The 20,472-nt window shown below is 36.9% G+C and carries 15 protein-coding genes and 4 tRNA genes; 17 read left to right on the top strand and 2 right to left on the bottom strand.

Translation table 11 applies throughout. The features are described from left to right. Positions 1 to 220: 220 nt before the first annotated feature. Both cbpA and FHL05_RS02245 read right to left on the bottom strand, forming a co-directional pair. Positions 221 to 883: a cyclic di-AMP binding protein CbpA gene (cbpA, locus tag FHL05_RS02240; RefSeq protein WP_153385526.1), complete on the bottom strand. Its 663-nt coding sequence runs from the start codon at positions 881 to 883 to the stop codon at positions 221 to 223. A gap of 119 nt (positions 884 to 1,002) precedes the next feature. Beyond that, positions 1,003 to 1,986, bottom strand: a complete 984-nt coding sequence (locus tag FHL05_RS02245) for an L-lactate dehydrogenase (RefSeq protein ID WP_153385525.1) — start codon at positions 1,984 to 1,986, stop codon at positions 1,003 to 1,005. 145 nt (positions 1,987 to 2,131) lie between these two features. Between FHL05_RS02245 and pth the strand changes: the two genes are divergently transcribed. From pth to FHL05_RS02330, 17 genes are all read left to right on the top strand, one after another. Beyond that, on the top strand, positions 2,132 to 2,689 hold the full coding sequence (pth, locus tag FHL05_RS02250; RefSeq protein WP_153385524.1) for an aminoacyl-tRNA hydrolase: 558 nt from the start codon (positions 2,132 to 2,134) through the stop codon (positions 2,687 to 2,689). 24 nt (positions 2,690 to 2,713) lie between these two features. After that, positions 2,714 to 6,235 carry a transcription-repair coupling factor gene (gene mfd / locus FHL05_RS02255; protein WP_153385523.1) on the top strand — a complete coding sequence of 1,174 codons (3,522 nt, stop codon included), beginning with the start codon at positions 2,714 to 2,716 and terminating at the stop codon, positions 6,233 to 6,235. A 1-nt stretch (position 6,236) separates the two neighbouring features. Then, positions 6,237 to 7,817 carry a putative polysaccharide biosynthesis protein gene (locus FHL05_RS02260; RefSeq protein ID WP_153521939.1) on the top strand — a complete coding sequence of 527 codons (1,581 nt, stop codon included), beginning with the start codon at positions 6,237 to 6,239 and terminating at the stop codon, positions 7,815 to 7,817. A gap of 2 nt (positions 7,818 to 7,819) precedes the next feature. Beyond that, a complete protein-coding gene (locus FHL05_RS02265; protein WP_153385521.1) occupies positions 7,820 to 8,059 on the top strand; it encodes an RNA-binding S4 domain-containing protein in 240 nt (79 codons plus the stop codon). Between the two features lie 97 nt (positions 8,060 to 8,156). Next, on the top strand, positions 8,157 to 8,549 hold the full coding sequence (locus FHL05_RS02270) for an FtsB family cell division protein (protein ID WP_153385520.1): 393 nt from the start codon (positions 8,157 to 8,159) through the stop codon (positions 8,547 to 8,549). Between the two features lie 23 nt (positions 8,550 to 8,572). Next, the gene (locus FHL05_RS02275; RefSeq protein WP_153385519.1) at positions 8,573 to 8,989 is read left to right on the top strand and encodes a S1 domain-containing RNA-binding protein; all 417 of its coding nucleotides are present in this window, start codon (positions 8,573 to 8,575) and stop codon (positions 8,987 to 8,989) included. Positions 8,990 to 9,048: 59 nt separating this feature from the next. Then, positions 9,049 to 10,377 (top strand): tRNA lysidine(34) synthetase TilS, encoded by a 1,329-nt coding sequence (tilS, locus tag FHL05_RS02280; RefSeq protein ID WP_153385518.1) that lies wholly within the window; start codon positions 9,049 to 9,051, stop codon positions 10,375 to 10,377. After that, positions 10,374 to 10,919: a hypoxanthine phosphoribosyltransferase gene (hpt, locus tag FHL05_RS02285; RefSeq protein ID WP_153521941.1), complete on the top strand. Its 546-nt coding sequence runs from the start codon at positions 10,374 to 10,376 to the stop codon at positions 10,917 to 10,919. Before tilS ends, hpt begins: the two co-directional genes overlap by 4 nt. 83 nt (positions 10,920 to 11,002) lie before the next feature. Next, complete coding sequence (gene ftsH / locus FHL05_RS02290; protein WP_153385516.1) at positions 11,003 to 13,270, top strand: ATP-dependent zinc metalloprotease FtsH; 2,268 nt, start codon at positions 11,003 to 11,005, stop codon at positions 13,268 to 13,270. 53 nt (positions 13,271 to 13,323) lie between these two features. Then, positions 13,324 to 14,205: an Hsp33 family molecular chaperone HslO gene (gene hslO, locus FHL05_RS02295; RefSeq protein ID WP_153385515.1), complete on the top strand. Its 882-nt coding sequence runs from the start codon at positions 13,324 to 13,326 to the stop codon at positions 14,203 to 14,205. A 72-nt stretch (positions 14,206 to 14,277) separates the two neighbouring features. Continuing rightward, a complete protein-coding gene (gene dusB / locus FHL05_RS02300) occupies positions 14,278 to 15,282 on the top strand; it encodes a tRNA dihydrouridine synthase DusB (RefSeq protein ID WP_153385514.1) in 1,005 nt (334 codons plus the stop codon). Between the two features lie 75 nt (positions 15,283 to 15,357). After that, complete coding sequence (gene lysS, locus FHL05_RS02305) at positions 15,358 to 16,851, top strand: lysine--tRNA ligase (RefSeq protein ID WP_153385583.1); 1,494 nt, start codon at positions 15,358 to 15,360, stop codon at positions 16,849 to 16,851. 188 nt (positions 16,852 to 17,039) lie between these two features. After that, positions 17,040 to 17,112: transfer RNA gene (locus FHL05_RS02310), tRNA-Val, on the top strand. A gap of 34 nt (positions 17,113 to 17,146) precedes the next feature. After that, a tRNA-Leu gene (locus FHL05_RS02315) sits at positions 17,147 to 17,229 on the top strand. A 63-nt stretch (positions 17,230 to 17,292) separates the two neighbouring features. Further along, positions 17,293 to 17,365: transfer RNA gene (locus FHL05_RS02320), tRNA-Thr, on the top strand. Between the two features lie 10 nt (positions 17,366 to 17,375). Next, positions 17,376 to 17,447, top strand: a tRNA-Gly gene (locus FHL05_RS02325). Positions 17,448 to 17,724: 277 nt separating this feature from the next. Next, positions 17,725 to 20,214, top strand: coding sequence for an ATP-dependent Clp protease ATP-binding subunit (locus FHL05_RS02330; RefSeq protein WP_153386697.1), 2,490 nt, complete (start codon positions 17,725 to 17,727; stop codon positions 20,212 to 20,214). The last annotated feature ends 258 nt before the right edge of the window (positions 20,215 to 20,472 follow it).

Below are 20,472 nucleotides of genomic sequence, written 5' to 3' on the forward strand. Positions count from 1 at the left end.
TCATGCCATAAATTAAGACTAATAAAAAATCCCTACTAGCCGACGTAGCTCAGCTGATAAGGATTTTTTGGTTTTGTTTTAAAAACGGTTTTGTTTTAGAAACTTATGGTACGGGTGTATCTTAAAACAGATTGAAAATATTTACTTTCTAAATGATTAAAGTTTGAAATTACCTGCTGCGTAGATAATTTTACAACCTTGATCAATAGAAAAAATTATCTTACAAAGTGTTCTTATCTAGTATTTTACCAGACTTTAAGTCATCAATTTCAGAAACTATGAAATTCTTTTTCTCAAGACGCTTGATAATTTCTTTTAAAGTGTCGACGTCGGTTCCAGAAGGTAATGTGAATAAAGTTCTGCGGACCACTTCGTTTGACTTGGCATCTAAAGTCATACAAGCCGCAACCGAAACGTATTTGGCAAAGATTTTGGACATTTTTTCCAAATCGCCTCTGTCGCCTGAAGAACTGACAGTTAGTACATAACTACTAATATCCAAGTTCCAGGCATCTGATAGCATACTCAAAAGTCGCGAGTGTGTCAAAATTCCATAGAAAAGATTATTCTCATCTAAGACTGCGATGTAAGGCAAATCTTTGATATTAAAGAATACTTTGAAGAATGGTGAATCAACGCTGATAGTTTTAGTAGCGTTTTTCATTAAAGTAGTTACAGGAAGACTCATATCGCCACCACGTGACTTGTGACGGTAGATATGCATCTTATAAATGTTTCCCCTAAATATTTGTCCACTTTCATCTAAAATTGGCACACAACGGAAACCTGAGTCTTCTAGAATCTTTAAAGCTTGTTCGAGTGTAACAGTTTCTTTAACAGTTGTAAGCTTGTCCTTTTTGAGTACAAGTGATTTAACTAACATATATATTCACATCCAATCAAATTATAATTGAATTAATAATACAGTAAATCCAAGGAAAAAAAAAGCTGAAACAAATTTTTCATTTGTTTCAGACTTTTTTTCAAGCGAGATATTAAAGATTATTGACGACCTTCGATACCTGTTGCTTCGAAACCATCTTTAAGAATTTTTTCAAGTTCTGCAGCTGATTTCTTCATTTGTGCTGATTCTTCATCATTCAATGGAACTTCGATGATTTGTTTTAGACCTTTACGGTTAACGATTGCAGGTGAACCGATGTAAATGTCTGAAACGCCATATTGACCAGTCATCATATTTGATAATGGAAGAACAGTGTTTTCATCGTTTAACAATGCCTTAGAAATTCTTGCAAGTGCAGTACCGATACCGTAGAATGTAGCACCCTTAGTATTGATAATGTCATAAGCTGCGTTAACAACTTTCTTGTAAATCTTGTCAAGAGTATCTTTAGTAATTTCTGGATGTGATTCCATCCATTCGGCCATTGTAACGCCACCGATTGTTAGATGTGACCATGCAGCGAATTCTGAATCACCGTGTTCACCCATGATGTAACCATGAACTGAACGAGGGTCAAGATCTAATTCTTCACCAACGAATTTTTGTAATCTAGCAGTATCAAGTGAAGTACCTGAACCAATAACACGTTCCTTAGGGAAGCCTGAAAGTTTCCAAGTAGCGTATGTAAGGATATCAACAGGGTTAGCAGCAACTAAGAAGATACCATTGAATCCTGATTCAACGATAGGGTCAACGATTGTCTTCAAGATGTTCAAGTTCTTGTTAACAAGGTCAAGTCTTGTTTCACCTGGTTTTTGTGGAGCACCAGCAGTGATAACAACAAGATCTGCATCCTTAGCATCTGAATATTCACCAGCGTGAATGTTCTTTGGGTATGAGAATGGAATTGCATCTGCAAGGTCCATTGCGTCACCCTTAATCTTGTCTTTAGCGATATCACAGATAACTAGTTCTTGAGCAATACCTTGAAGTGTCATAGCATAAGCAAAAGTTGAACCTACGGCACCGTCACCAACTAGAAGTACTTTTTGGTGATTCTTTTCGTTTGTTGGAGTTGTCATTATAAAATATCATCCCTTCGAAAATAATATGTTCCGTGGTTCATTATACAAATAATTGAGGTAAATAAACAAGCTGATTGTGAAAAAAGTGAAAATTTAGTATTTTTAACATGATATAATGTAAGTTCGAAATGAGGTATTAAATATGAAACTAATCGTTGGCTTAGGAAATCCTGGAAAGAAATACGATCGCACCAAGCATAATATGGGCTTTATGACGATTGATAAATTAATGGACGAGTATGGCCAGACACAAATGAAAAAAGACTTTGAAGCACAATATTGCAAATTCAAAGTCGCTGGGGAAACAGTTTTTCTAGTTAAACCTTTGACATTTATGAATGAATCAGGTCGAGCAGTTAACTTTTTGATGGGTTACTACCAAATAAAACCTAGCGAGTTGATGGTTATCCAAGATGATCTCGACATGCAAATTGGTAAAGTTCGACTAAGAACCAAGGGTTCTGCTGGTGGACATAATGGGATTAAGAGTATAATTTCTTCTATAGGAACAAAAGACTTTAATCGTATTAAAATTGGTATCCAACATCCTGATAGACAATCAGTCGTTAATTGGGTTCTAACGCCGTTTTCAAAAGACCAAGCACCAGTGGCATTATCCGGCATCGATCAAGCAGTTGATATGGTCAAGGACTGGGTCGACGGTACCGATATTAATCAATTGATGAATAAATATAATTAAATTAACGATAAAGGGGGGCAAAAATTGAATTTAATAAATTTCATTTTTAATAAGCTAAACCTTGGGGAATTTATTAATCAAGTCAAGCCCAAAACGAAGAACTTGTTGACTGGTTTGACGGGATCGACGATTTCCCTTTTTGCATTGGAAACTTTAAAACAAACCGATAAAAAGGTTTTAATGGTGGAAAACACAAATTTTCATGCAAACAAGCTCTATGATGATTTGAACTATTTGGATAGCGAGCTAGTTCATATTTTTCCAGTTGAAGAATCGATTTCAACTGAATTAGCTACTAGTTCACCAGATGAATTGAGCCAACGACTAGATTCATTGAGCTTTTTAGCAAGTGATAAACCGGGGATTATCGTCACTTCAGTCGCTGGTTTGGAATATGAATTATCGGCTAAAGCGTTATTTCAAAATGCACAATTAGACATCAAAAAAGATGCTGAATATGATTTAGAAAATTTGAATCAACAATTTGTACAAATGGGTTACGTCAAGGATAAATTGGTTGCTAAACCTGGCGATTTTGCTATCCGTGGCGATATTGTCGATATTTATCCTTTAGATGTCGATAATCCAGTTAGAATTGATTTCTTTGGCGATCAAGTGGAAGAAATCAAGTTCTTTGATACAGAGACGCAACGCAGCATGGATTCAGTTGACCAAATTACAATTTTGCCAGCTCAAGATCGAATCATCACTGACGAACAAGTGGAATCTGGATTGCAAAAACTGCAAAAGAGCTACCAACGTCAACTAGAAGCAGCTGATAAAGATACTAAAAATAATTTGGAAGTTTCTTTTGGTCAAACGATTGAAGAATTATCAGAAGGGATACGTCCAGAAAATGTTGGTCGAATCGCTGACTATATTTTTGAACGTCCTAGCAGTTTATTAGATTATTTAACGGATGATGACCTGATTATCTTTAATGAATTCAATCGTTTGGTCGAGCAATCAAATGATAGTAAAGCCGAAAATCAATCTTGGCTAGCTAGTCAATTAGAGTTCGGTAAAGCTTTGCCAGAACAAAAGATTCGTCAAGATTTCAATGAATTGATCAAAAAAGACGTTCATGGACAAATTTATCTATCTGCATTCCAGCAAGGTATGGGGCATATCCGCTTGAATCAATTGGAAAATGTTTCCGTGCGTTCAATGCAGCAATTTTTCAGTCAGATGCCTCTATTAAAATCAGAAGTGGAACGTTGGCAAAAGCAAGCGTATACCGTAATTTTAATGATCAGCAATGATAAACGAATCAATGCAATCAACGATACCTTGGTTGATTTCGGTATTAAGGCGACTTTAACGACTGAAGATAAAGTGTTAGCACAAACGACTCAACTGATGAATGCAGGGCTTTCTTCTGGTTTTGAAATGCCTGAAGAAAAATTGGCAATCATTACCGAAAAAGAATTATTCAATCGTCAACCAAAGAAACGTCGTCATCAAACTTTGGCTAACGCTGAACGATTAAAGAGTTATAACGAATTGAAACCAGGCGACTACGTTGTCCACGTCAATCATGGTATCGGTAAATTTATCGGTATGCAGACAATGGAAGTCGATGGCAAGCATCAAGATTACATCACGATTGAATACCGTGACGATGGTCGTTTGTTTATTCCAGTCTCACAATTGGACATGGTTCAAAAATATGTTTCAGCTGAAGGAAAGTCTCCTCGAGTTAATAAGCTTGGTGGCAATGAATGGCAAAAAACTAAGCGGAAGGTTCAATCTAATATTGAAGATATTGCAGATGATTTGATTGATCTTTATGCAAAACGTGAAGCTGAAAAAGGTTTTGCTTTTCCTAAAGACGACCAGATGCAACATGATTTTGACAACGCCTTTCCATATCCAGAAACGCCGGATCAATTAAGGTCAGTCGATGAAATCAAGCGTGATATGGAAAAGCCTCATCCAATGGATCGACTTTTAGTTGGGGATGTTGGCTTTGGTAAAACAGAAGTTGCTTTAAGAGCAGCTTTTAAGGCGGTTGAAGCAGGTAAGCAAGTTGTCTTCTTAGCACCAACGACGCTTTTAGTTCAACAGCATTATGAGACAATGAAAGACCGTTTTGCTGGCTTTCCAGTTAATATCGGAATTCTTTCGAGATTTCAAACTCGTAAGCAAAGTAAGGAAACTATTGAAGCCTTGGAAGATGGTTCTTTAGATATTATTGTGGGAACGCATCGTTTGCTTTCAAAAGATGTTAAATTCAGCGATATCGGCTTGTTGATTATTGATGAGGAACAACGTTTTGGTGTTAAACATAAGGAAAAGATCAAGCAATTAAAGGCAAATGTCGATGTTTTGACTTTGACGGCAACGCCAATTCCACGGACTTTAAATATGTCGATGTTAGGCGTTCGTGATTTGTCTTTGATTGAAACGGCACCAAGCAATCGTTATCCAGTTCAAACTTATGTTATGGAACAAAATTATCAAGTGATTGCTGGAGCTATCAAACGTGAAATGGCTCGTGGCGGTCAAGTCTTTTACTTGCACAATCGAGTTGAAGATATGGAACAAGTGGCCGATCAATTGCAAGCTTTAGTTCCAGATGCAAGGATTGCCACAGCGCATGGTCGAATGAACGAGACCCAAATGGAAGGCGTGATTTCTGACTATTTGGAAGGCGACTATGATGTCTTAGTAACCACGACCATTATTGAAACTGGTGTCGATATGCCTAATACCAATACTTTGATTGTTGAGAATGCTGACCGTTATGGTCTATCTCAGCTTTATCAAATCAGAGGACGTGTCGGTCGGTCGAATCGAGTGGCTTATGCTTACTTGATGTATCGTCCTAATAAAGTTCTAACGGAAGTCGGCGAACAAAGACTTGAAGCCATCAAGAACTTCACTGAATTAGGTTCTGGTTTCAAGATTGCTATGCGAGATTTGTCGATTCGTGGTGCTGGTAATTTGTTAGGTAAACAACAGCACGGTTTCATCGATTCAGTCGGTTTTGATTTGTATTCACAAATGTTAAACGATGCTGTGGCTAAAAAACGTGGCCACACGAAAGCTGAAAAGACGAATGCTGAAGTTAATCTCGCTTTGGAAGCTTATCTTCCCGAGACTTATATCACTGATCAAAGACAAAAAGTTGAACTTTATAAACGAATCAGACAGATTGATTCACTTGAAAATTATCAAGAAGTTAAATCAGAGTTGTTAGACCGTTTCGGCGATTATCCACAAGAAGTTGCTAATTTATTGGACATTAGTTTATTGAAGAATTCCTTTGATGAATCCTTAGTAAAGAGCGTCATCATGCGTAATGGGATGATCAATTTTAAGTTCTCTCAAAAAGCTAACGATTACTTAACAGGTGATTTAGTTTTCAAATTCTTAAGCAATACAACGATGAAAGCTAAAGTCAGCGATAAGAACGGTGGCTTCACAATCACGCTGGATTCAGGAAGCGTTGATAAGGATAAGTGGTTTGACCAGCTGAAAAACTTTGCTCAAAAAATGGCCGAGGATTTTGATAAATTAAAGAAAGAAAAAATTAAAAAATAATATGCAAAAAGAAGTGTCTAGGGCGATAAAGGGGACCTGGATTTTGACGATAGCATCGCTGTTTTCAGAACTGCTGAGTGCTATTTATCGGATTCCATTACAAAATATCGTTGGGGATCGGGGCTATTTCATCTATCAACAGGTTTATCCTCTCTATGGGATTTTTTCTGTCTTGGCGCTTTCGGGATTGCCAGTCGTTATTTCAAAGACTTTTGCACAGCAGGATACAATAATTGCGAAACATAACCTATTGAAAAAGACATTTAACCTATTATTAGTAAGCTGCGTCGTCATTACAGGGTTATTGTGGTTTTATGCGAAGTATCTCGCTTTTTTAATGGGAGATCCTAATTTATATCCTGAAGTGCGAGCAGTCTCATTAGCATTTTTACTAGTTCCATTTGAAGCTAGTTTGCGTGGATATTTTCAAAGCAATTTGATTATGGAACCAAGTGCCATTTCGCAAGTTTCTGAACAATTGGTGCGAATCGTAATCATAATTGGCAGTGCTTTACTGTTTGGACGCGGAGTTTTTGATGTCTACAAAATGGGGACCTGGGCTAACTCAGGAGCCTTTATTGGTGGGATTTTTGCAGTCTTCATTTTAGTTATCTGGTTTTTAAAAGATAAGTCTAAATTGGATAAAGCAAAATTGCATCAGGATAAAAAGTCCCATCACCCAATCAAATTGGAACATGGACTAGTCTTAGAAGTGGTTTTAATCGTTGTTTTTACTGGAATAACGATTTTTTACCAGTTCATTGATTCATTTTCAATGTTGCGGCTATTAATGCACGCCGGAATTAATTTAAATCAAGCAGAGATTCAAAAAGGTATCTTTGATCGTGGACAGCCGTTGTTGCAATTGGGCATTGTTTTGTCATTGTCATTTGTTTCGACTATCATGCCGCAATTAAAAGAAACCAATCGTCTCAAACAAAATAAGAGTACGATTCAAAAGATGGTTCGAGTGTGCTTATGGCTATCAGTCGCAGAAACTGCTGGCTTAATTGCCTTAATGCCTCAAATCAATACAATGCTTTTTACAGATGCTAGTGGTTCAAAATCATTAGCCATTTACATGTTGTCGATAATGATTGTGTCATTTATCAACTTATTGATTGCTGTGACTAGTGGGGATGACGAAAAGAATGTTCATAAACTAATTCTTTTTGGAATGTCTTTGTTAGCCAAGATAGCTTTGAATATTATTTTGATTCCAAAGTTTGGGATAGCTGGAGGAGCAATGGCCACTGTCCTAAGCGAATGCGTAATTTTGTTTGGTATCTTAATAATTTATAATTTCAATCGTGAATTTTTATCGTTGGATAAAAAATTTATCCTTTCACTGATAAAAGTTGGTTTAATCATGGCAATAGTTGTTAAAATAATCGTTAAGCTTTTATCAATGGCCGTAATTGTCAATCGCCCAAGCAGCGTGTTGATAAACATTATTGCCATACCGATTGGAGCCTTGATTTATTTGAGTTTGACGAAGCATTGGCAAATGTTAACTAAAGAAGAATGGGAAATTTTACCCATGGGAAAATATATTACAAAATTTATGAAGATTAGGGAGTAAATATGAGGTTAGATAAATTTTTAAAAGTAAGTCGAATTATCAAGCGTAGAACCGTTGCTAAAGAATTCACCGACAATGGTCGAGCTTTAATCAATGATCGAGTTGCCAAATCGTCTACTGACGTTTCTGTTGGTGACGTTATTGAATTGCATTTTGGTGAAAGAACTATGAAAATCAAGGTTCTTAACATCAAAGAAACAACTAAGAAAACTGAATCTGAAGATATGTACGAAGAAATATAATTAATGTTTGAAATAGATTAAAATTAACAATTTTATTATTCAAATAAGCGCATAAACTTGTTATACTCAAGGTAATCAATTCTAGGGGAGTAGTGGTATGGAAGTACGTAAACTAAATTCCAATGTTTCGGTTTTACAACCGAAGAAATCAAAATCTCCAAATCCTAATCGGAACAATTATGTCAAAAAAGTACATCGCAGAAGAATTGCGATGATTGGGATTATTTTTGCGATTATTTTAATAGTATTTGGCGTGCAAATTTTTAATGCCCACAGGACGTACGCTAATACGATGGATCAGATTGAAGTTAGCAAGCAAAAGCTTAGCAAACAGAAATCGACTCAGAGTGATTTAAAATTGGAAGTTAGTCAACTTCATGATACGAATTATTTGGAAAAATATATTCGCCAGAAGTATATGTATAGTAAATCAGGCGAACAAATTTACAATTTACCTGACGACGTTAAGACCACTACGATTCAAAAATAGGGAAAGGAATTATTTTTAATTAGATGACAGTTGAAGTAGGAGCTAAAACAGAAGGTAAAGTAACTGGAATTACAAATTTTGGGGCATTCGTAGACCTCGGAGAAGGACAAAGCGGAATGGTGCACATCAGTGAGATTGCTGATGGATACGTCAAAGATATTCACGATGTGCTAAGCGTTGGCGATACTGTTAAAGTTTTAGTTCTTAATGAAAAGGATCATAAAATCGCATTATCGATTAAGCAAGCAACCGATAGACCTAAGCCAAAGTATCATTCACATCGTTCACATGATCGAAATGATAGAAAACCACAGCAACATAAACCTGAAAGTTTTGATGATATGATGTCGGGCTTCATGAAAGAAAGTGAAGAACGTTTGAGTATCCTTAAAAAGAATACCGAAGGAAAACGTGGTGGCCGTGGAGGTCGTCGTAGTTAATATTTCATCGGAGGGGTTGAGACATTGTCTCAGCCTTTTTAATTTTAGGAGAATTTGAAATGCTAATTGATAAAAGAATTGTAGGTACTGTCAAAAGAAATTTAGAACGTTTCCAAGCTAAGAAAATCTTAGTAGCTGTTTCTGGCGGCGTGGATTCAATGGTTTTATTGAATGTCATTGCCCAAATTTTACCGACTGATAAATTTGGCGTCGTTAATGTTGATCATGATCTTCGACCAGAGAGCAAATCCGAAGTACAATTCGTCAAGGATAATTGCCAAAAAAATGGTTACCAATTTTTCACGAAAAAGTGGGATAAAAAGCCTCGTGATGTTGGGATGGAAGCTGCTGCTCGAGAATTTCGTTATGGATTTTTTAAAGAAGTTATGAAACAAGAACATTTTGATACCTTGGTGACGGCTCATCATGGCAATGACTTGGCAGAAAATATCTTGATGAAGATGATTCGGTCCGGCAATGCTTATGAAATCATCAGCTTAAAAGAACAGAGAAATTTTGGCAATGGCCAGATAATTAGACCGCTTTTAGACTTTTCTAAAAAAGAATTAGCAGAGTATGGCGATATTCACGATATCAAACATGTGCAAGATGAAACTAATTTTAGTAATATTACTTTACGTAATCGTCTGAGAAATAATATTTTCCCTGAATTGCAAAAGGAAAATGGGCAACTCTTAGCTCATTTTCGTTTCTTTGATCAACAATTGATGGCTTTGATCGATTTAGCTCAAAAGCAATTTAGTCAAATCGAACAAGCCATGATATTAGTTGATGATGCACGAATAATTAAAGGAAAAATCAAGCCGGTTTTAAAATTGGACCATTTTCAACAAACTTTATTTTGGGGTAATTTTTTTGCTAAACGGCAATTGGATATTTCCATCAGCAATAAACAAATCAATCAAATTATCGGTATTTTAACCAATGATTCTGCCAATGCTTCGATTGATTTAGAGGATTCATGGCGCTTTATTCGTAGTTACGATCAATTCGTCGTTGAAAAGATTTCGACAAAAAATCTTACAGAGGTCGAGCTTCACTTGAATCGAGTGGCTACTTTAAATCACAGGAAAGTAACTGTGACGGAAGATGAAACTGATTTCTCAATAACGGTTGATAAAAAACCAGAAAAAATCACCTTAAGGACCAGAAGGAATGGTGATAAATTGCTCCTATCCAATGGTCAACATCAAAAATTAAGTAAAAGATTTATAAATGAGAAAATACCTGAATATAAACGTAATGATTATTTAGTTTTATTATTTGATAATCAGATTGTTTGGGTTGAAAAAATCTATAATATGAGTGATTATTTAAAAAAAGGTAATAAACATTACCAAATTAACTTGGATGGAGTAAAAGAATGAACTCAGATATAAAAAATGTTTTGGTTTCAAAAGAACAAATAGAAGAAGCCAATAAACGTCTTGGAAAAGAGCTTGCGGAAGAATATCGTGGAAAGAATCCTCTTTTTGTTTGTATCCTGCGTGGTGCAGCGATGTTTATGATGGATTTAGTTAAAGAGCTTGATATTCAAATGGAATACGACTTTATGGATGTTTCAAGTTATGGCGGCGAAAATACAGTTACTACTGGCGATGTGAGAATCATCAAGGATTTGGATACTTCGATTCGTGATCGAGATGTCGTTATAGTGGAAGATATTATTGATACCGGTTATACTTTGGACCGTTTGACCGAGCTATTTAATGCGCGACATGCTAAATCAATTAAAATCGTATCCTTTTTAGATAAGCCAGCTCGAAGAATCAAGCACGTCAAGGTCGATTATTTCGGAGTTCAAATTCCAGATGAGTTCGTTGTAGGCTATGGAATGGATTACAATGAACATTATCGTAATTTACCTTATGTGGGCGTTTTAAAACCAGAGGTCTATAGCACAAAATAATTAAGATAGAGTTACAATTATTATTGTGTTACTGTTCACCAATGTTACAATATGTATCGTCTAAGTAATTTAGGAGGAAATGTATGAAAAATAATCGAAATAGGTTAATTAATAATAGCCTGTTTTACATCTTGCTCTTTGTTGTTTTGGTTCTTGCAGCAAGTTGGTTTGCTGGTGGTCAATCCTCAGACCAATCTAAAACGTTAAGCCAAGACCAATTCATTACACAATTGAAGCAAGGCAAAGTGAAGAGTTTCAAGCTAGAACCCATTGGGGGAGCTTATCAAGTAACTGGTCAGTACAAGAAAGCTCAAAAAGCTGAAACGACACGCTCCGTGTCACTATTCAGCCGTTCTCAATCCACAACTACTAGTGAAGTAACTTCATTTAGTTCAACTGTTCTGCCCAACAATGATACGTTAAAGAGAATCAATAACGCTGCCTCAGCTCAGGATGTTAAGACAACAGCAGCTCCTAAGTCGCAATCAGGTCAGTGGATTTCGTTGATTCTGACGGTGGTTGTTCCGTTTGCATTATTCTTCTTTATAATCTTTGCAATGATGGGCCGTGGAGGCCAAGGTGGTGGCGCAAACCGTGTCATGAACTTTGGTAAATCTAAGGTCAAACCTGAAGATCCAAAGAAAAATAAAGTTAGATTTTCCGATGTTGCCGGTGCTGAAGAGGAAAAACAAGAACTTGTTGAAGTTGTTGAATTCCTAAAAGATCCTAGGAAGTACGTTTCTCTGGGAGCAAGAATTCCAGCTGGTGTTCTACTTGAGGGTCCTCCCGGGACAGGTAAAACTTTACTAGCTAAGGCTGTTGCTGGTGAAGCTAAAGTTCCATTTTATTCTATCTCTGGTTCAGATTTCGTTGAAATGTTCGTTGGTGTTGGTGCATCACGTGTACGTGATCTGTTCGAAAACGCCAAAAAAGATGCTCCATCAATCATCTTTATTGATGAAATTGATGCCGTCGGTCGTCAACGTGGTTCTGGTACCGGTGGTGGTAATGATGAACGTGAGCAAACCCTTAACCAATTATTAATCGAATTGGATGGATTTACAGGTAACGAAGGGGTCATCGTTATGGCCGCTACTAACCGTTCTGATGTTCTTGATCCAGCTCTATTGCGTCCAGGCCGTTTTGACCGTAAGATTCTTATTGGTCGTCCTGACGTTAAGGGCCGTGAAGCTATTCTTAAGGTTCACGCCAAGAACAAGCCACTTGCTGATGATGTTGATTTAAAGGCTATTGCTCAACAAACTCCAGGTTTTGCTGGTGCTGATCTAGAAAACTTACTAAACGAAGCTGCTTTAGTTGCTGCAAGACGTGGTAAGCATAAGATTGATGCTACTGACTTGGATGAAGCTGAAGACCGTGTTATTGCCGGTCCAGCTAAAAAGAATCGTGTTATTCCTCAAGAGGAACGTCATACTGTTGCTTATCACGAAGCAGGACATGCTTTGATTGGTTTAGTATTGAACGATTCTCGAGTTGTTAGAAAGGTTACAATCGTACCTCGTGGACGTGCTGGTGGTTATGCCATCATGCTTCCTAAGGATGATCAAAACCTTGCAAGTAAAAAGGATTTGAATGAACAAATCACTGGATTATTAGGTGGTCGTACAGCTGAAGAAATTATTGTTGGCCAACCTTCATCTGGTGCTTCAAATGACTTTGAACAGGCAACACAAATTGCCCGGACAATGGTTACTGAATATGGTATGACAGACCGCTTAGGTACTGTTCAACTTGAAAAGAATGGTCAACCATTCAGTGGTGGTAACTATCGTCAATTACCTTCATATTCTGAAGATACTGCTAAGGCAATTGATCAAGAAGTTAAACGCATTATTGATGAAGATCACGAACGTGCTAGAGAAATCATCGAAACACACCGTGAACAACACAAGATTATTGCTGAAGCTCTTTTGAAGTATGAAACACTTGACGAAAAGGAAATCTTAAGTTTGTATAATACTGGTAAGATGCCAGATAATGATCCAAACCAAGAATTCCCAAGTGAAAGTGCTGCAACCTTTGAAGAAGCTAAGAAGGCTGCTGAAGCTAAAGATGTTGCTAAGCAAAAGAATGAAGAAACTGGTAAGAAAGATTCTGAAAAGCTTGAAGACATGGACCTTGACAAGGATGTTTATCCTTCTGAACATAAGGATAACGAATCAACTTCTGAAACTAATTCAGATGCTGACAATTCAAGTCAAACTAAGTCTGATTCTAATCAAACGGATTCTAGTCAATCTGATACGAACCAAACTAATTCAGATCAATCTAATTCAGATGATTCAAACAAAAATGCTGACAACAGCGATAATAATAAAGATAATCAATAACAATAAGAAAAAGCGACTCGCGAGAGTCGCTTTTTTGAACGGAGGAACTATATATGACAGACACATTAACGAAAGCAGTGTCTACTAACGGTAAATTTAGAGCTTACGTTGTTAATGCAACAGAAACTGTTCAAGAAGCTCAAAAAAGACATGATACTTGGAGAAACTCTAGTGCTGCCTTAGGTAGAACGATGATTGGCTCGGTTTTAATTGCTACTTCAACTTTAAAGGAAGATGAAGTTTTAACGACTCGAGTTCAAGGCGATGGACCAGTTGGTAGTATTGTTGTTGATGCTACTGCTCAAGGAAACGTTAAAGGATACATTTCTAATCCTCATGTCAGTTTAAAGGCAAAAGAAGATGGACATATTGATGTTGCATCTGCTGTTGGTACTAATGGTACTTTAAGCATCACCAAGGATTTACACCTGAAAGAACCATTTACAGGGCAAGTTCCGTTAGTTTCGGGTGAAATTGGAATGGATTTTGCCTACTATATGGCTAAGTCAGAACAAATTCCATCTGCTATTGGAGTATCTGTTTTCGTAAATCCCAACGAGACAGTTGGAGCTGCTGGAGGTTTCCTAGTTCAAACTTTACCAGGAGCAACGGATAAAGATATTACACAAATTGAAGATAATTTAAAAACTATTCCTAATCTTTCAACATTGTTAAATGAAGGCTTAAGTAATAAAGATGTTATGGAAAAAGTGATGCATGGCGTCGATATGAAATATCTCCAAGATATGCCAATTCAATTCAAATGTGATTGTTCAAAGGAAAGATTTTCTAAATCATTAGCTACTTTAAATACAAAAGAATTACAATCAATGATTGATGAAAATCATGGTGCAGAGGCTGTTTGCAAGTTCTGTGGCAATAAATATGAGTTTAGCGAAAATGATTTGAAAGAAATTATTGATACAAAAGACTAATCATATTTGCCATGCTGATAGATAGTTTGTTATTATTGCAAGTTGTAATTGAAAAAATCAGAGGTAAACACTATGGAATGGAAAATAGGCAATGTAACGATTAAAAATCAATTAGTCGTTGCACCTATGGCCGGCATAACTAATTCCGCCTTTCGAGTTACAGCAAAGGAGTTTGGAGCAGGTTTGGTCGTCTGTGAGATGATTAGTGGACAAGGAATCAAATACCGAAATGATAAGACTTTAGGAATGTTGTTCGTCGATCCTAAAGAGCATCCGGTTAGTATTCAGATTTTTGGTGGCACTAAAGAATCATTAGTTCAAGCGGCTCAATACGTAGATCAAAATACTGGTGCTGATATTATCGACATCAATATGGGCTGTCCTGTCAAAAAGGTCACAAAGACTGGAGCTGGTTCCAGCTGGTTAAGAGATCCAGACAAACTGTACGATGCAGTTAAGGCTGTCAGTTCAGCAATTGAGAAACCTTTAACGGTTAAAATGCGAACCGGTTGGGATGATGACCATATTTTGGCAACTGAAAATGCTTTGGCAGCTCAAGAGGGTGGTGCAAGTGCGATTGCAATGCATGGCCGTACTAAAGCTGCAATGTATACTGGTCACGCTGACTGGGATATTTTACATACAGTTGCACAACGACTAGACGTTCCTTTTATAGGTAATGGTGATGTTAAAACGCCTCAAGATGCTAAAACTATGCTGACTGACGTTGGTACAGATGCTGTTATGGTAGGAAGAGCTGTCTTAGGCAATGTTTGGAAACTCAAGCAAATGAACCATTATCTAGAGACAGGAGAAATTCTACCTGAATTAAGTGTGGCAGAAAAAATTAATATTGCTAAACTTCAACTCCAACGTCTGGTAGACTTAAAAGGTGAGCATGTTGGTGTTCCAGAATTTCGTCAACAAGCAGCATATTATCTAAAGGGAATTCCCCATGCAGTTAGAACACGTGCAAAAGTGATGGATGAAAATTCTATGGCTGAAGTGTTTGAAACGTTAGATCAATTTGTTGAAAGTTACGAAAAACGAGAAGCGAGATCCTCAAAAATTTCGTAGACAGGGGGAAAAATTTTGAGTAACGAAAATAAGAAAAAGCAACCAACAAAAGAAGATATAAAGAAGAAGAGAGTCATGAATGACCAATTACGGGTCAGACGCGATAAACTTCAAGAACTCTATGACGAAGGTGTCGATCCATTCGGTTCACGATTTGAACGTACAGCCTTGGCTCAAGAGATTCATGATAAATATGGCGATGAAGATAAGGAAGTTCTTGAAGAACAAGACTTGCCTTGCGTTATCGCAGGTCGTATGATGTCCAAACGTGGTAAGGGTAAAGTTGGTTTTGCTGACTTGCGCGATAGAAGCGGCAAGATTCAAATTTATGTCCGTAAAGATGTCGTTGGCGAAGAAAATTACCATATCTTCAAACGTGCCGACATTGGCGATCACCTAGGTATCCATGGTGAAATCATGAAAACTGATATGGGTGAACTAACTGTTAAGGCTACTCATGTAACAATGTTAGCTAAGGCATTGCGTCCATTGCCTGATAAGTTCCATGGTTTAACAAATGTTGAACAAATTTATCGTCAAAGATATTTGGACTTAATTGCTAACCAAGACAGTTTTGACCGTTTCAAGAAACGTACTAAGATTATTTCAGCTGTTCGTGAATATTTGGATGGTGAAGGTTTCATGTCAGTTGAGACCCCTGTTTTGAATACTCAAGCCGGTGGTGCTAGTGCCCGTCCATTTATCACTCATCACAATGCTTTGGATATGCAAATGTATCTTCGTATCGCTTTGGAATTGCCATTAAAGAGATTGATCGTTGGTGGTTTTGAACGTGTTTATGAAATCGGAAGAGCTTTTCGTAATGAAGGTTTGGATACACAACACAACCCTGAATATACATCACTTGAAACATATGCTGCTTACTGGGATATGACAGATGTTATGAAGGAAGTTGAAGGACTTTTCAGACACGCTGCTGATAAAGCTTTAGGAACAGAGCAATTCACTTATCAAGGTGAAGATATTGACTTAAGCAAGCCTTTCAAGCGTATCAAGATGGTTGATGCTATTAAAGAACAAACTGGCATCGATTTCAGCCAAGATATGGACTTAGAACAAGCTCGCAAATTAGCTGATGACAAAGGTGTTCACTATGAAGAATTCTGGGGCGTTGGTCACATTATCGCTGAATTCTTTGAAGAGTTCGTTGAAGATACTCTTAAGGAACCAACTTTTGTTTATGAATATCCATTGGAAGTTTCACCATTGGCTAAGAAGAGTAAAGACAATCCTAATTTCACTGACCGTTTTGAAGTTTATATTCTTGGTCATGAATATGGAAATGCCTTCACTGAATTAAATGATCCAATCGATCAAAAACAACGTTTTGAAGCCCAAGCTAAGGAACGTGAAGAGGGTAATGATGAAGCTGAACATATCGATGACGACTTTGTTGAAGCTCTTGAATACGGTATGCCACCAACAGGTGGACTCGGTATTGGAATTGATCGTTTGGTAATGTTGTTGACAGATGCACCATCAATTCGTGATGTCATCTTGTTCCCAACGATGAGACCAGAAGATAATACAAATAATGATGAAGAATAATAGTAAATAAATAATAGGACTAGCAATCGTTAAAGTGGTTGCTGGTCCTATTTTTCTTGAGCAAAAAGTCATATGGAATAAGGAATTAAAGATATTTTGTCCTTTTTGTAAAAATCGGTAAATTAATTGTTGACAATTTTTAAGTACAATAGGTATAATTATAAAGTTGTTTCGGCAAGAAACACTATGGAGGATTAGCTCAGCTGGGAGAGCATCTGCCTTACAAGCAGGAGGTCACAGGTTCGATCCCTGTATCCTCCATTAAGCATCAAGCTTAATGGTTTTAAAAGTTTTTGCGGGTGTGGCGGAATTGGCAGACGCGCTAGATTTAGGTTCTAGTGTCCTTTGGACATGAAGGTTCAAGTCCTTTCACCCGTATCAATAATTATCTTGCAAAAGATTTGATTATTGTGTATTATGTTAAATGTTGTTTGGCATTATGCCGACTTAGCTCAGTTGGCAGAGCATCTGTCTTGTAAACAGGGGGTCGGAGGTTCGAATCCTCTAGTCGGCATTTACATAATGCGGAAGTAGTTCAGTGGTAGAACATCACCTTGCCATGGTGGGGGTCGCGGGTTCGAATCCCGTCTTCCGCTTAGAGAAAAATTGTTTATCAATTTTTGATAAGTTAATAAGGGTAATTAATTCTAATGTAGAATTGATTGCCTTTTTTCGTTCTCTAGTAAAATAGTTTGAAAAATTGTAATTGTTCAGATTGGCAATCTGATTTAAGTATATTAATTTGTGGAATGTGTTAGGATTCTAAGTGAAAGCAATTAATGAATAATTGCTGTTATAAGTTAAATTAATTGCTTTTTTTTAAAACACAATTATACTTTCTAAACAGACACTTAAAAAGTAGAGGTAACGTTAATGGACAAAGTATTTACCGAAAGCGCCAAGAATGCACTTGTTTTAGCTCAAGAGCAAGCTAAGACATTTCACCACAATGCCGTTGGAACTGAGCACATCTTACTTGGTTTAACAATGGAAAATGATGGTATCGCCGGTATTACTTTGAGAGATCTAGCTGTTAGTGATCGAGATGTTGAAGAGGAGATTGAACATCTGACAGGTTATGGAGATGTCTCATCTAATACTGCTAAAGGAATTTATTTACCTTACTCCCCTAAGGGACAATTGATTTTAAGTGATGCGGAAGAAGTCTCAAATGTTTACAAGGCTAACCGTATCGGTACCGAACATGTATTGTTGGCAATTCTTGATGACGCCGATAATTTAGCAAATCGTATTTTAGTTAATTTAGGGCTCAGTTTGGCAAAAACTAAGTCATTGCTTCTAAGCAAAATGGGGATGTCTAACAAGGCAGCTCGTAGAGGTTTTGCTTCAAATTTAAATAAACAAAAGAAACAACAAGCCCAAGGCAATGGGGGCACTCCAACACTTGATTCCTTAGCTCGAGATTTGACAAAAATGGCTGCTGACAACCAGATTGATCCAGTTATTGGGCGTAAAGAAGAAGTTGAAAGAACTATTCAAATTCTCAGTCGTAGAACTAAGAATAATCCAGTTTTGGTTGGTGAACCTGGGGTTGGTAAAACAGCCATTGCTGAAGGTCTAGCAATTTCAATTATTAAAAAAGACGTTCCACTTGATATGCAAAACAAACGTATCATGATGCTTGATATGGGTTCATTGGTAGCTGGTACTAAGTATCGTGGTGAATTTGAAGATCGTCTCAAGAAGATTATCGAAGAAATTTATCAAGATAAACATGTCATCTTATTTATTGATGAGTTACATACCTTAATTGGTGCCGGTGGCGCTGAAGGTGCTATTGATGCTTCAAATATTTTGAAGCCAGCCTTGGCCCGTGGTGAATTGCAATTGATTGGTGCAACTACTTCAAATGAATATCAAAAGTATATTGAAAAAGATACAGCTTTGGAACGTCGTTTTGCCAAAGTATATGTTGAAGAACCAACTGCTAAAGATTCAGTTAAAATTTTGGAAGGCTTGCGTCCACGCTATGAGCAACATCATGGATTAACGATTTCTGATGAAGCTGTTGAAGCAGCAGTACGTCTTTCAACTCGTTATTTAACAAATCGTTTCTTGCCAGATAAGGCAATTGATTTAATGGATGAAGCTTCAGCTAAAGTTAGAATCCACAATGTTTCTAAAAATAATAAATTAGAAGAATTGACTAATAAATCAATGAGTCTTCTAAATGATAAGAACAATGCTATTTTGAACCAAGATTTTGAAAAAGCTGCAAAAATTCGTGAAGAAGAACAAGACGTTCAAACTGAAATTGCTAAGCTAAAAGATAAGAAGACACAAGACAGCAAGAAGCCAGTCGTTGGTCCTGATGACATTGCTGAAGTTATCGCTCAATGGACTGGCGTTCCAGTTAAGCAGATTACTCGTAAAGAAAGTGAAAAGCTACTTAACTTGGAAAAGGAATTGCACAAACGTGTTATTGGACAAAATAGTGCTATCAATGCTGTTTCACGTGCTATCCGTCGTGCTAGAAGCGGTATGAAAGATCCAGACAGACCAATTGGTTCATTTATGTTCTTAGGACCTACTGGTGTTGGTAAGACTGAACTTGCTAAGTCAATTGCTGAAGTCATGTTTGGTTCAGAGGACAATTTGATTCGTGTTGATATGTCTGAATACATGGAACAATACAGTACTTCTAAGTTGATTGGTTCAGCTCCAGGATATGTAGGCTTTGATGAAGGTGGTCAACTAACTGAAAAAGTTAGAAATGAACCTTATTCAGTTGTCCTTTTGGATGAAGTTGAAAAAGCTCACCCTGATGTCTTCAACTTGTTATTACAAGTATTAGACGATGGTATCTTAACTGATGCTAAGGGTCGCAAAGTTGATTTCAGAAATACGATTATTATTATGACATCTAACTTAGGTGCCAGAGCTCTGGAAGAAGATAAGTCCGTTGGTTTTGGTGCAAAAGATGTTCATAACGATTACAAGGAAATGGAACAAAGAATTGATACTGAATTGAAGAAATTCTTCCGTCCAGAATTCTTGAACCGTGTTGATGAAACAATTGTCTTCAAATCACTTAATAAGGAACAACTCAAGTCAATTGCTAAGATTATGAGTAACAACTTGAGAAAACGTTTGGCAGAAAGAGAAATTAAATTAGTTATTTCCCCAACTGCTTATAACGACTTAGTTAAAGATGGTTACAATCCTGAATATGGTGCTCGTCCAATGAGAAGAACTATTCAAAGAGAAATTGAAGATCCTGTCAGTGAACAACTCTTAATGGGTAAAGTTAAAGCAGGAGATTCAATCAAGGTTGGATCTAAGAAGGGGAAGTTGACAGTTACTGTTGACAGACCTGAAACTAAAAAAAGTTTGACTCATTAAAATGTTTTAAAATGTCACTTGACTATTGACAAGAAGAGTGCATGAGAGTATTATCATTTTTGAGATTCAAAGTTCAAATTGCAGATCGCGATCTATTGTCCGTGATTTTGCTAAATAAAAAACGCAAAAATAGATTTTTTGATTCTATTTTTGGTTTTTTTTTGCCCAAAAACGACTTATAAAACCGTTTTCAAGCAAAATGTAATCAAATTGTAATATTTGAGATCTGCATTTGAACAAATTATATGTTGAGGTGAA

This window comes from Companilactobacillus halodurans, from assembly GCF_009600995.1.
In the GTDB taxonomy this organism is placed as follows: Bacteria; Bacillota; Bacilli; order Lactobacillales; family Lactobacillaceae; genus Companilactobacillus; species Companilactobacillus halodurans.

Excerpts from the sequence above, each read along its gene's own strand:
- hpt (WP_153521941.1), top strand. The coding sequence starts at position 10,374 with ATGAACTCAGATATAAAAAATGTTTTGGTTTCAAAAGAACAAATAGAA.
- FHL05_RS02270 (WP_153385520.1), top strand. The coding sequence starts at position 8,157 with ATGGAAGTACGTAAACTAAATTCCAATGTTTCGGTTTTACAACCGAAG.
- cbpA (WP_153385526.1), bottom strand. The coding sequence starts at position 883 with ATGTTAGTTAAATCACTTGTACTCAAAAAGGACAAGCTTACAACTGTT.
- FHL05_RS02245 (WP_153385525.1), bottom strand. The coding sequence starts at position 1,986 with ATGACAACTCCAACAAACGAAAAGAATCACCAAAAAGTACTTCTAGTT.
- lysS (WP_153385583.1), top strand. The coding sequence starts at position 15,358 with ATGAATGACCAATTACGGGTCAGACGCGATAAACTTCAAGAACTCTAT.
- hslO (WP_153385515.1), top strand. The coding sequence starts at position 13,324 with ATGACAGACACATTAACGAAAGCAGTGTCTACTAACGGTAAATTTAGA.
- pth (WP_153385524.1), top strand. The coding sequence starts at position 2,132 with ATGAAACTAATCGTTGGCTTAGGAAATCCTGGAAAGAAATACGATCGC.
- FHL05_RS02265 (WP_153385521.1), top strand. The coding sequence starts at position 7,820 with ATGAGGTTAGATAAATTTTTAAAAGTAAGTCGAATTATCAAGCGTAGA.
- tilS (WP_153385518.1), top strand. The coding sequence starts at position 9,049 with ATGCTAATTGATAAAAGAATTGTAGGTACTGTCAAAAGAAATTTAGAA.
- FHL05_RS02330 (WP_153386697.1), top strand. The coding sequence starts at position 17,725 with ATGGACAAAGTATTTACCGAAAGCGCCAAGAATGCACTTGTTTTAGCT.
- dusB (WP_153385514.1), top strand. The coding sequence starts at position 14,278 with ATGGAATGGAAAATAGGCAATGTAACGATTAAAAATCAATTAGTCGTT.
- FHL05_RS02260 (WP_153521939.1), top strand. The coding sequence starts at position 6,237 with ATGCAAAAAGAAGTGTCTAGGGCGATAAAGGGGACCTGGATTTTGACG.
- ftsH (WP_153385516.1), top strand. The coding sequence starts at position 11,003 with ATGAAAAATAATCGAAATAGGTTAATTAATAATAGCCTGTTTTACATC.
- FHL05_RS02275 (WP_153385519.1), top strand. The coding sequence starts at position 8,573 with ATGACAGTTGAAGTAGGAGCTAAAACAGAAGGTAAAGTAACTGGAATT.